Here is a 13,242-nt window from a genome sequence, read left to right on the forward strand (position 1 = left end):
GCGGCCTGGTCGTATCCATAGACGACGAGCCAACGATGGCTTGAAAATAAGCCGGCTCCGCATGTCGCAAAGCGGAGGCACGACCTGCCGATTTCTATATGTAGCGGTATCGCTTTGCAAAACCGCTACAAGCCCGGCCTGAAAACTATGCAAGTGAGGGCTGCGGATAATGATCTGCAGCCCTCACTTATTTCATTTCCGGCTTTAGGTAATCAGCTTTGACTGGTTACTTCAACGCTTGCCTTTGTCCTGTCAGCGCTCCGTCTCCTCCGGGGAACGGTGACGGGCATAGATGACGAACCTGTTGCGCTTCGCCAGAGGAATCAGGAACAGGAGCAGCAGCAGCGCGATCCACCACGGGAACGTAGAACGATTGTTAGCGCTCACCGGCGCGGCACTCGACGCGGTGGAGCAATGCTCCACCGTAGGCACCACATAGCCAGCGGCATCCAACACATACGCCACTCCCTCGTTCTCAATACACGACGGACTCGGAGTCTGTACACGCGGAGCCGGGGCACCACTGTTCACCCCGCCGCCAAGCGCGTTTGCCTGCGGAGCTGCGGCCCCAGCGGCAACACCAGACGGGGAGACGGTGTTCCGAACCGCAGAAGCCGCCGGAAGCGCCGGAAGAGCCTGGGCAAGCACGGGCTGCGCAGCCAGAGGAGCCTGCACCGGAAGAATCACCGAAGACTGCCCGGCAACAGCCAGACCACCGTCAGAAGATGCGGCCGGACCGGAAGCCGAACCGCTATCCGATGCTTCCGGCTTGGAAGGCTTGCCCGGTTGGGTCTGATTGGCAGAACCGGCAGGCACAGCAGGCTGAGTCGGATTCTTCGAAGCGGACGGATTGCTCGGCTTGGAAGGCTGAGTTTGATTCGTAGAACCATTCTGGTTACTGGAGTTGTCGGGTGTTTCAGGCTTGCTCGACGTACCCGGGTTGCCAGGTTTACTAGGCGTCGCGGGAACACTCGGCTCGGGCTTAGGCGTGGGCTTGTTCTCCTCCCACATGGCACGCACCACCCATTCACCGCCGGGAACCCACATCCTCGTTTGCGACTTCTGAATATCCGCCATGGGATCGTCATCGCGCAGCCAGCCGACGTTCTTGTAATCCTCGGCCTTCAATTCCTCAGGAAGCGTGAAGAACATACCATGTACGTCGACCGGCGTGGTATTGTCGTCGACTTTGATGGATTCCCCGTCAGCGCCGTAAAGGTCCTTCGGAGCCATCGCGGTATCGTCGTAGGAAGCCGTCGGCTTGGTGGGGTCAAGACCTGCGAAATGCACCAGTGCGTGCTGCTCCCAGAGGTAAGTGGCCTCGTGCGGATGCGCATTGGCTTGGTTCATCATCGCAGCCGTGGCGCCGGTACCGGCCGGACGGCCGCAGCTGTTCCAGGCCTCGCCATGCGCTGTGTAACTGGATCCGTCAGCAGCGGTGCAAGTCTGCACGGCATTCGGTTTGGCACTCGCCTCGGCCCATTGGCCGGTGTATTGGCTAATACCGCGAGTGAGGCCACCGGGTTCAACGCCTTCAACGAAGTATTCCGGACGCAGAACCGTTTTCGGCCCGACGGTCAACTGACGCAGCTTGGCCGAGAAGCGCGGCTGGAAGCCGGTATTTGCCGTCGTGTCCCAACCGGTGAGATCGACAGCCGACACATTGGCGTCACGCAACGGCAGCTCAATACTGACGGTATTGTTGACCTTCCAGTTGGAGAGATCAAGCTTCATGCCGTCAGGCGCGCCCGCTCCAGTGAATGTGTTGCTGAAGCTCGTGACCGAGCTGGCATCCCAACCGGAAAGATCCAGGTTCTTAAGGCTCGACGTGCCGGCAAACATATTCTTCACCGTCGTCACATGCGGAACATTCCAGCCAGACAAATCAAGGCTTTCAAGCGCGGAATCGCCCGAGAACATATTGTCAATGCCAAGGTCTGCATGGCAATAGGTGTTATTGCCGACATGCTCTATATGCTTATAATCCGAAGCTGCGTAACGCAAATTCCAACCGCTCAGATCCAGCGACTTAAGCTTCGGACAATCCTTGAACATGTTTATCGCGCTATAGAAGTAGTCCTCGACCTTCCAAGCCCCTGTACCAGCATTGGCAGCCATGCTGCCGACGCTGGTCAACGAAGAATCGCCATTGAACATATCAGACGTCTCACGAAGATTGTCGGTCTTCCAATTGCTGACATCCACGGACTCAAGCTTCGGATCATTCTGGAACATCCTGCCCATATCCCCATCGTTGCGAGTATCCCATTTCGAGACATCCAGCGTCTTGAGGTTGGGCATGTTGCTGAACATGCCTTGCGTGTAAGGAACGCCACCCATACTCCAACCGGCGACAGGCAGGGTCTCGGCCGCGCAACCATCGAACATGTTGCTCACGTCAACTGACCGACCGGCGAAATCCCAACCCTTCAACGAGGCCAGGTCAACATGACCAGCTTCCTTGCCGAAGTTCCGGAACGCGGAATCCATATCCCATATGCTCGAAATGTCCCAACGCGAAAGATCGAGCGTGGAAAGCTTGTAGCAATTCCAGAATATGCCATTAATGCTCTGCACAGAACCGGTTTGCCACGAAGCAATACCCTTAAGCGCAACAAGCCTGGAGCACCCGGTGAACATTCTGCTCAAATTAGTCGCCGCAGAAGTATTCCATCCGGAAAGATCAATGGAAGCAAGATGGCTGTTCATATTCTTCTCGGAATCAGACATGCCGCTGCCATAGTACGCAGGATTATCCATGGCGAAGGCATAGGACATATCCGTGATATTCTTCGTGTTCCAAGCGTGCAAATCAAGTTCGGTCAACGCCCAATCGTCACAGAACATGGAAGCGATACTGTTCACATTCGAAACCTGCAGCTTGCCGATACCGCCGATCGATTTCAGGTTCTGGTTATAGGCAAACATCTGGCTGGCATCGGTGACGGCATCCATGTTGATCTTGTCGACGCCCCTTAGCTCGGTAAGAGATTCCGTGGAAGGCAACCCATCAAATCCTTGGGCACCTGAGAAAAGACCCTTCATCGTAGTGACATGCGAGGTGTCCCAAGTACCCATCACGCTGACATCAGTGAACTTGCCATCTTCTGAAAACATCCAGGACATATCAGTCAAGCTGTGCAGCTCGAGGTTCTTGGCATCATCGATGTTCTGCAGATCAGTCGCATCTGAGAACATATATGCCATTGTCTGCACCTTTGAAAGATCCCAATGCGAAAGCGCCGAGATTTCCGAAACTTTCGTATTATGGAACATGTAACTCATATCCGTTACGTTCGAAGTCTTCCAACCTTTAAAGGATGCCGTACCGGTGATGACAGGAGAGTTATCGAACATATGGCTCATATTCGTCACGTTGCTGGTGTCGAGTTTGCCTATCTCATCGAAATTCAGCAACCCAGGATTGCTTATCCTGGCAAACATACTTGAGCTGTCCGCAGGAAGAAAAGTATGCTCCGGATCGGTAAAGCTAACCTGTGACCCTAGTGAATACGAAGCATCCTTATCAGCTAGGCCCAACCAAGGAGATCTTCTTGCACTGCCAACCGTGCCAGGTCCAATTTGTATATTGTAGTGGACTTGAGAACCGTAACCCTGACTGATGCGATTCTTAATCAAAGACGCATTCCCCCAATTGTCCAACTCAACGTCTTCCTGCCAGGAATCATTGCGAGAGACGGAATACCCGTATTTATAGCCACTGTAAATATCATTAATCACACTCCCGCTAGACCGAGAGAAACTAAGCGCTTCTAACGTATTAAAGGTGGCGGGCTGCCTGGAATCCTTGCTCACCGTCAGATCAGGAACCGGAGAACCATAAGGATAACTGTATGCAATACTATTTAAACTACCGTCATCATTATTTTGATTAATTAATTCGTTTGGTGCAACAGAGACCTCGGTATTGTCGAAAGAATGATACGTATATCTTCCATCACTGCGGAAATCAAGCCACGAACCATCCTTAACGGTAAGTTTGAATGCGCCGTCGTTGCCATAAACAATGGTAACGGTTGGGGTGGTTGGTTCCTGTCCAAGCAGCGGGGATTGCGTACCACCCTGCGCCTGAGGCGCCTGGGCCCGCGTCTGAGGCGCTGCCACCTCGCTCTGCGCCTGTGGGGCTTGCTGCTGCACACTGGTCTGAGCTTGAGGAGCAGGTGCGCTCCCAGCCTTCTTGGGCACCGTGCTCGTTAAACGATCGCCGCTTTCAGCTTTCAACTGGGGCTTGACCTTGGCAGCATCACTACTACCGGCTGCCTGCCCATCGTTTTGGGCAACCTCGCCCTGTCCCTTTGCCTTTACATCAGCCTGTTGTTCTGACGAAGTCTGAGCTCCGGATTCTCCATCCACATCGCCGGCGGTCGCAGAAACAGTAACAACGCCGCACAACATAGCCGCAGCAACAACTGCGCCAAGAACCTTGGCCATCTTGTTATCAGCATTCATTTTTCTCATCTCTTAAGTCAGTAATATGTTATTTTCTGACATCTTTAGTTATTATATATTACATTTTGTTTTTTATCAAATTTGGTGAGAAATAAATAAAAAATAAAATATTTGTCATACAGTCAATGCAGTTCCATCGTTCTGTGTTATCTACATCACAGGAATGTTCCGCGTGCCGTCGAGCGAAGCCATAACCTACCGATTACTATATGTAGAGGTATCGCATTGTCTGGCCACTATATGTAGTGCCGCCAGCGCCAGAACCAGCCGCTCTATGTCAACGGAATACGGGAGAATGAACCCTCCAAGATGTATTCGCAAGCTGCTGGTTCACAAGCAAGGCGCATACCAGCAAAACTTTAAAAACATACCGGCACAAAAAGAAGGAACACCCATGACAAACGAGGTCAAACTCGCCGACGACAAGATGATGGCCGATTCGCTGACCCCCCCGCAGTGGTCGACGGCCTTCGCCAAGGGCGCGGATCCGAACTCCATGCGCATCCGCCCCGTCAACTGGAACAACATCCAGGACGACAAGGACCTCGAGGTCTGGAACCGCCTCATCGCCAACTTCTGGCTACCCGAAAAGGTGCCGCTCTCCAACGATATCCCCTCCTGGCGCTCTCTGACCGAGCACGAGCGCACCACCACCGTGCGCGTCTTCGCCGGGCTGACCACCCTCGACACCGAGCAGGCCACCGTCGGCGAGCTCGTCCAGATTCCCGACGCGCTCACGGAGCACGAGCAGGCCATCTACACCAACATCGCCTTCATGCAGTCGGTGCACGCCCGTTCCTACTCCTCCATCTTCTCCACCCTGTGCTCCTCCGAGCAGATCGACGAAGCCTACCGCTGGGCCGTGGGCAATGACTTGGTGCAGGAGCGCGTGCGCATCGTCATGGAACAGTACCAGTCCACCGACCCGCTCAAACGCAAGGTCGCGGCCGTGATGCTCTCCAGCCTGCTGCTTTACGCGGGCTTCTACCTGCCGCTTTACTTCTCCAGCCGTGCCAAGCTGATGAACACCGCCGACATGATCCGCCTGATCCTGCGCGACAAGGCCATCCACGGCTACTATTCCGGCTATAAGTACCAGCGCCACCTCGAGCACCGCACCGCCGCCGACCAGGAAATGCTCAAGAAGTACACCGACGACCTTTTGAACCAGCTTTACGAGTTGGAAGTCAAGTATTCCGATCAGGTCTACGAAGGTTTCGATTTCATTGACGACGTGCAGGCATTCGTGCGCTACAACGCCAACAAGACCCTGATGAACCTCGGCTACGAGGCCAAGTTCTCCGCCGCGCAGACCAAGGTGAGCCCCGAGATCATTGCCGCGCTGAGCCCTTCGGCCGACGAGAACCATGACTTCTTCTCCGGTTCCGGCTCGTCCTATGTCATCGGCAACGCCGAAGCCACCGACGACGACGATTGGGACTTCTGAGTTAGCCTTATCGTCCGTCACGTTTTTAAAACCGCCCGTTCATGTGCACTGCACGAGACCGGGCGGTTTTGTATTCAGATCACACACCTATTCACCGTCCGTCGCCTGACAAACCGAGCTTTACCCCCGCCACGAAACAAAAACTGGAAAATCAGCATGAACACGGGCACCAGCGCGCCATAGCTGTCACGTATGCCAAAGGTACCACCAAATACCGCGCGATTTTGCATCGCCGCAACAATAGATGCTACGTATGCTATGGACGCAATACTCAAGATTCGCGACTTTATTCTATAAGGAATAACGATTATCGTATCGCATTTCGTATATACTAAAAGTTATTATATTTCATGAACGCAATCAGTGGTACGGGGATTGCATTTCACTGATTACAACTAAATGATAGGGAAGAAAAAAGTCATGCGCAAACCATTGAAGGCAGCCATGGGAATTTTGGCCGCTGCAGCCATGCTGTCCATTCCAGCACTCTCCAACGCCGACGATATTCAGCGCTCACACCCGGAAAACACAGCCCAAAGCCAGACGCAGACACAGGCAGCCCTTCAGGCGCCCTCAACGCAAAGCCTCTGCGATCCCACCGTCAAAAACATGGGCAGCAACGTCACCGGTCAGCTTTCCAACAACTCCGACGGCTGCAAACTTACTATTACAGCAGGTGCAGGAGGCGGCACCTTCGACAAAAATACCTTGCAACCCCTGTACAATTCAAACGCTGTGACCGAGATCGCCTTTGCCGGTTCCAACAAAATTGCCTTCCCCGCTGACTCAAGCTCCATGTTCTACGATATGTTCAAACTTAAAAACATCGATCTCGGCGGCTCCGTTGACACCAGCAACGTCACCAACATGAAATCTATGTTTAGTTCTTGTCGCAACCTACGGTCGCTTGATTTGAGCCACCTCGACACCCACAACGTCACCAACATGCACCAGATGTTCCTCTTTTGCTGGAGCCTGCGGTCGCTTGATGTCAGTCACTTAGATACCCACAACGTCATTGATATGAGCGCCATGTTCGAGGAATGTGGGAGTCTGGCCAGCCTTGATTTGAGTCACTTCGATACGCGCAAAGTCACCGATATGGGGAATTTGGTCAACAATTGCAGCAAAATGAAATCCCTTGACCTTGGCGGCACATTCGACACCAGCAACGTCACCGAGATGAGTGACGTGTTCGACAACTGTTTCAACTTGATACAGCTGACGGTCGGGAAAAACGTGCACTTGTCCGATGACTCAGGAAATGCATCAGCGTACGAAGCCGAGTACGACCCTATCAAGTGGCAATGGGTACAGCTCGAAGTGCCCGGCACCGACTCGGCTCATGTCAACCAGTCCGGCACCACCCGATACATCTTCACCGAGCTAAAGGCCCGGACACGAGACGTAAGTGCCTCCGACCGCGATGGCACTTACGTGCGCATAGGATATTCAACCCTTCTAATTCTCAAAGCGGAGTCGCCACTACCCAAAGACACGAGCGTAGCCGGTGAGGACGGTTTATATTCCACGGACGCAGCCGTTGGCAATAATGTCCCCGTGCACGACGCCAATGGAACCGTCATTACTAAAATCGTGGCTCTGGGATACTACACCTTGCCCGACGAGGCCAACAGCCCATTCACAATCAGCGGTTGCCCCGAAACCGGCTGCACATTCCAAGGTTGGGCTGAAAACGCCGATGGCAGCGGCCCCCTGCACCAGCCAGGGTCCAAAATCGATCTGACCAATAAAAAGGTCACCCTTTACGCAACATGGAAAGCCGAAGAACCCAAACCGGCAGAAACGGTTACACCATCAGAGCCTGCGGCCACGCCAGTAGCCCCTGACACAACCCCGTCCGGCTCGAGCTCTGCGACCGATTCGCCCTCATCGACAGAGTCGAATTCCTCTCCCACGAACAACCCGGCTTCGAGCCCCTCGCCCATGAATCCAAAGCCGGGAAGCCCATCCGAGTCTTCCAATGCAAGCACTTCGGCCAACCCGTCAGCATCCTCCAAGCCCGGCACCTCGGCCAACCCGACTTCGCCATCACAGGCAGGGAGCTCCTCCTCTAATGCCACGTCCCCGATCGCAAAGCCGAACATCTCGGCCAATCAGCCCGAACCTTCTTCGTCAAGCGCTTCTGGCAATTCGTCGGCGACGTCTGGCTCCGCCACCCATTCGCAACAGACAGGGTCGGCAACACCGCAACTCTCGGCCGGCACTGCGACACAGCACGAGACCGCTACGTCGCAGAACGGCGAACCGGTCACAGGCATCGCCACCGAAGCGGCACCGGCAATTCCGGCAGCCACGTCTCCGGTCGCCGAAGCTGCCGTATCACCCGTTGCCGCGCCCATAGTCAGCGCCGTCGCCACCACCGTCGCGGCCCAAGCTGCAGGCACAGTAAATGCCACCAACAACGGGACCAATAGTGCCGCCATCAACAACAGCACCGCCAGCGGGACAAGCCCCAACGCCGTAAGCCTCCAATCCGGCCGTGACACCAACAGCACCCCGGCCCTGCAACCAGCGGCGCCCAAGAGCGCCAACCGCGAATGCGCCGCCATTGCATGGCGTACCGGTGACATCCATCCTGCGGCTTACCAGTGCAACGCTGGCACTCCCGCCGCGTCCGTCGCCACCGACACCGCCGACCAGACGCCGATCTGGATCTTCCTGCTGCTCATGCTGGCCACCCTGTTCGTCTTCTTCGCCCTCAGCAGCCGCAGCCGCTTCGAAGTCGTCCGCCACCGCGCCATGGAAACAGAAGAGTAAAACAGTCGCAATCAAATTAGTTGAGGCCCGCACCGAATCCAATCCGGTGCGGGCCTCAACGCTAATCTCCAGAATCGTAATCTCATCTACAAATATTGCCGATTTGTGAACGTTAACGTCGTATTATTCATACTTTTTTTCATTATTTATATAATAAAAAGGATAAGGGTAACACCACCCTATCTACGAAAGGGAATCAACGATGAAAGCTGTTCGTATTTACGGCCAGGAAGACGTACGCGTCGAAGATGTAGCCATTGCCGATCCGAAGCCGGATCAGGTACAAATCAAAGTGAAGAACTGCGGCATCTGCGGTTCCGACCTTCACGCTTATGCCGAAGGCTGGGGTCTGCCGACCCATCCGCACCCACTGACCGGCAAGACCGTGCCGATTACTCTCGGTCACGAGTTCTCGGGCGAAGTCGTCAAGGTCGGCAGCGCGGTTACCGATCTGAAGGTGGGCGACGGCATCGCCGTTGAACCGCTGCTGGCTTGCGGCAAGTGCGCCAACTGCCGCGCGGGCAACTACAACTTCTGCGACAACGTGGTGGCCGAGGACGGCGCCGGAAACTTCCTTGGATTCTCGCAAGACGGCGGCATGGCCGAGTATGCCAACATCGACGACGTTTTCGCGCACAAGCTTCCCGAAGGCATGGATTACGACCTCGGCGCACTGTGCGAGCCGGTTTCCGTTTCCTACGAAGGCATCAAGAAGGTCGGCCTGCGCGAAGGCCAGACCGTCGCCGTGATGGGTGCCGGCCCGATCGGCCTGACCACTGCACTGCTCGCCCGCATCGCCGGCGCGAACCGTGTCTATATTTCCGACGTTTCCGAAGTTCGTCTGGCCAAGGCCCGCGAGCTCGGCTTCACCGACGCGCTTAACCCCACCAAGCAGGATGTCAACGCCGTTATCCGCGCCGACTACCCCACCGGCGTGGATGTCACCTTCGAATGCGCGGGCGTGCAGGCCACGTTCGACACCGCACTCAAGGTCACGCGCCGCACCGGCAAGATCCAGATCGTCGCGCTGTTCGGCAAGCCCGTCAGCGTCAACTGGACCGATGACGTGATCATGCAGGGCATCGACATCTACACGACGCTGTGCTATCAGAACAGCTTCGACACCGTCCTCGGCATCATCAACGCCCATAAGGACCAGTTCAAGCCGGTCATCACCAAGAAGGTCAGCCTCGACGACGCCATCGAGGGCATCAAGGCCCTGGCCACCGACAAGTCCCAGGTCAAGGTGATGATCACCCCGGAGCTCTGAAACTTCAATCCGACATATTGGGCGGATAGACTGACGCATAATCCACTGGCTATCCGCTCAATTCACCTTTCGAAACGTTCCCGACAAAGCAACGATTTACGGTTTCGGCACATGGCACGAACCTTCGTCGGGGGCGTTTTCATATACCCAGGCCTTATACGTCCTCGTCGACTCGGCCTTTGCCAACAGGCACCATTAATAGTTCATAGACATTCGCATGGATTCAATCTCAACAGCAATCGCAAAGAATCCGATTTTGTCTATTGGAATATGCTGTAAGTGAAATTATATAGAGAAACTATTTATTTTTGAATAGTAAATTGGTTATTTTTTTTATAAATTCCCATTATTTTAAGTGGATAATTAAATAGGTTCGTTACAGCATACCAAAACAACAAACATTGAACGATAAACCAGAAATTCAACTCCGAAGCCGACCAAACGTCGCATGACCTATTTTTCACTTTCTATCACACATCGATGAAATCCGGACCGCATGCACATTCATCGCCGGCAACTATGTATTATAAAATGCCGATAATGCTTGTGCCTTAAGGCCTTTCGACATCCCATTGCATCAAAAGCAAGTATAAAATGTAATATAATACATTTTTAGAAACTGATCTGGGGAGAACAATGCTGCTCCCTTGTGCCTTTTCAAGGGGGGAATAAAGACATGAGCAAACCATGGAAGGTAACGGTCGGGGTGCTTGCGGTAGCGGCAATGCTGTCGGTACCAGTGCTCTCCCAAGCCGGAGAAATTCAACAGGCTTTGACCGGCGATGCCGTCACTCAAAGCGCAACCACCAGTAACACCACGCCGAAAGACGACAAAGATCAGTCGGCTAAAGACGGCGCGCAAGCGGATGACACCGCCAAGGAAACCAATCAAAAAGGTGCGGCTAGTGGATCAACGCAAGCAAAGTCAAAGAACGGTTCACAGGCAAGTGACGCCGCCAAGCAGCCGGTCACGGCGACAACGCCCGACCTGGCCGCCAAGCCCACGATCGGCGCACAAACTGACACGCAGAGCACAACACAAGCCCAGGCCCAAGCGCTGAAGGCCGGCCCGCAGGAAGACCAGCCCGCCGCCCAGGACGGCACCTGTACCGGAAGCGGCAACACGAACGCCGGCACATGGACGATCGCACCTACCAGCGACGGCGGATGCAGATTGACCGTCAACGCCACCGAAGACAACAATAACGTCACCCAGCTGTTTCAGAGAAGTCATTCAGAAGTTACCGAAATTGTCTTCACCGGTAAGAAAAGCATCTTTGACGTTAACCCTTATTACGCGCCTACAATTTACGGACTCTACTTGAAGTCCATAGACTTTGGCAATTCCGTGGACTTCAGCAACCAAAAAACCTTGTCCCAAATGTTTTATGCGAAGCCATATCTGGAGACCGTGACATTTGGCCCTGATTTTATCCCCAATAACGCTACTGGTATGTCCAGTATGTTCAGTGACTGTCAGAGTCTGAAAAAAGTGGACTTTGGCGGCCTTGACATCAGTCATGTTCGAAGCATGAAGCAAATGTTCGAAAATTCTCCAAAACTCGAGACGGTTATATTCCCCTCCTCTTCAAACACTTCCTCAGTCACGGACATGGAGTACATGTTCAGCGGGGATACCAATCTGAAGAACTTCGATTTGAGCAAGCTCGATCTGCACAACGTCAAAAAAATGAACATGATGTTTTGGAAGTGCGATAGTCTCGAATCTGTGACTTTCCCAAGCAGCGGAACAGCAAATGGAGCCCAACTATACGAAATGCTCTATTGGTGCCAGAATCTCAAAAAGGTCGATCTCAGTAATTTCGATGCCAGCAATGTCATATCCATGGCAGACATGTTCGAATATTGCGACAACTTGGAAACCGTTAAATTCTTCCATACAGATACAGCCAATGGAACTTATTTGATCCGTATGTTTGATAGCTGCACCAGCTTGAAAGACATCGATATGAGTGATTTTGACTGGAGCAATGTCGCCAGCATGGAACGAATGTTCCAAGGTTGCTCGAGCCTGAAGAACGTAAAATTCCCTCATAAGAACTTCGCCGACGGTGTCGACCTGAGTTTTATGTTTTTCCAGGATCCACTAGAAAATGTCAATCTCAACGACTTGAATTTCAACAATGTTTCCAATATGTGTGCCATGTTCTCGGGTTGCAAATTCAAAACCTTAGTATTCCCGCGCACCACAATCGCCAATGATGCAGACATAAGCCGTATGTTTGAGCGTAATACGTCACTGGTAAACGTCGATCTAAGCAAATTGGATACCAGTAACGCCGGAAATTCAGAGCTAATGTTCCAGTTCTGCATAAACCTGCAACAAATCACTTTTGGTGCGAACACAAAAATGACAGCTAACTCCCTATCTGATATGTTCGGTTATGCCTGGCCTACCGATGAGTGGGTGGAGTTGGCAGTGCCTGGTACGCCTTCGGCGCATACAGACGATTCCGTGGTATATACGCGTGACGAGCTTGCCACACGCACACAGTCGTCTCAACCAGATCGCATCGGCACCTACGTGCTGGCGACGAAGCATACGCTGACGCTCAGGCCAGAGACCAATCTGCCAGAAGGCGCTGAGTTGAAGAACAGCGCCGACCCCGACCCGATAACCTTCTGGTACGGCAAGGGCACAGACGTTCCTGTGCGCGACGCCGATGGCAATGTCCCCGAAGGAAGCCCGTCGAGCATTGGTTCGGTGACTAACTCAATGCCTTCTCTGCCTAACGACCCATACGGCCTGCAAAAGGATCCTTGGTCCAGCCAAGACCCCTGGTCCTATCCCAGCTCCCCGTTCTATCCGGAACCGGACCCATGGAACCCGGCCACGGAATCCTATTACCCTGGGGTGGGCCCGGCATACCCGTGGTCGCAGACCTCCGGCCTTTACGGCCAGTCAGATTATGGTAAGTCTTCCAAGCACTTCCCCATTCTCGACCCCTGGGAGGATGAGACCCCTGAGGAGACCTCTGAGGAAGGCAACGAGACCTCCGGAGAGAGCACTGAACCGACTGAAGCCGACGAGGACACCTACATCTTCGACGGTTGGGCCGAAAACGAGGACGGATCAGGCGAGGTACACGCTGCTGCCCAGTCGCTCCCAGCCGTAGACAAAGACCTCACCTTCTACGCCAAGTGGGAGAAGAAGCAGCCTCCTAAGCCCGATCCTTCCGATCCTTCCGATCCTTCCGATCCTTCCGATCCTTCCGATCCTTCCGATCCTTCCGATCCTTCCGATCCTTCCGAT

Annotated in this window: 5 protein-coding genes; 4 read left to right on the forward strand and 1 reads right to left on the reverse strand. The window is 53.8% G+C overall.

Going from position 1 to position 13,242, the window contains the following annotated elements:
* Nucleotides 1–252 precede the first annotated feature (252 nt).
* A complete protein-coding gene (locus PT275_RS08865; RefSeq protein ID WP_277154024.1) occupies nucleotides 253–4,470 on the reverse strand; it encodes a BspA family leucine-rich repeat surface protein in 4,218 nt (1,405 codons plus the stop codon).
* A gap of 394 nt (nucleotides 4,471–4,864) precedes the next feature.
* On the opposite strand from PT275_RS08865, the gene nrdF reads away from it, so the two are divergent.
* The 4 genes from nrdF to PT275_RS08885 form a co-directional block, all read left to right on the forward strand.
* Complete coding sequence (nrdF, locus tag PT275_RS08870) at nucleotides 4,865–5,917, forward strand: class 1b ribonucleoside-diphosphate reductase subunit beta (RefSeq protein WP_277154025.1); 1,053 nt, start codon at nucleotides 4,865–4,867, stop codon at nucleotides 5,915–5,917.
* A gap of 420 nt (nucleotides 5,918–6,337) precedes the next feature.
* Nucleotides 6,338–8,698, forward strand: coding sequence for a BspA family leucine-rich repeat surface protein (locus tag PT275_RS08875; protein WP_277154026.1), 2,361 nt, complete (start codon nucleotides 6,338–6,340; stop codon nucleotides 8,696–8,698).
* Between the two features lie 202 nt (nucleotides 8,699–8,900).
* Nucleotides 8,901–9,968 (forward strand): 2,3-butanediol dehydrogenase, encoded by a 1,068-nt coding sequence (locus tag PT275_RS08880; protein WP_277154027.1) that lies wholly within the window; start codon nucleotides 8,901–8,903, stop codon nucleotides 9,966–9,968.
* A gap of 676 nt (nucleotides 9,969–10,644) precedes the next feature.
* Nucleotides 10,645–13,242, forward strand: a 2,598-nt coding sequence (locus PT275_RS08885) for a BspA family leucine-rich repeat surface protein (RefSeq protein ID WP_277154029.1), incomplete at its 3' end; no start/stop codon positions are given.

The organism is Bifidobacterium sp. ESL0745 (genome assembly GCF_029433335.1).
Lineage (GTDB): Bacteria > Actinomycetota > Actinomycetes > Actinomycetales > Bifidobacteriaceae > Bifidobacterium.

Excerpts from the sequence above, each read along its gene's own strand:
- PT275_RS08875 (WP_277154026.1), top strand. The coding sequence starts at position 6,338 with ATGCGCAAACCATTGAAGGCAGCCATGGGAATTTTGGCCGCTGCAGCC.
- nrdF (WP_277154025.1), top strand. The coding sequence starts at position 4,865 with ATGACAAACGAGGTCAAACTCGCCGACGACAAGATGATGGCCGATTCG.
- PT275_RS08880 (WP_277154027.1), top strand. The coding sequence starts at position 8,901 with ATGAAAGCTGTTCGTATTTACGGCCAGGAAGACGTACGCGTCGAAGAT.
- PT275_RS08865 (WP_277154024.1), bottom strand. The coding sequence starts at position 4,470 with ATGAATGCTGATAACAAGATGGCCAAGGTTCTTGGCGCAGTTGTTGCT.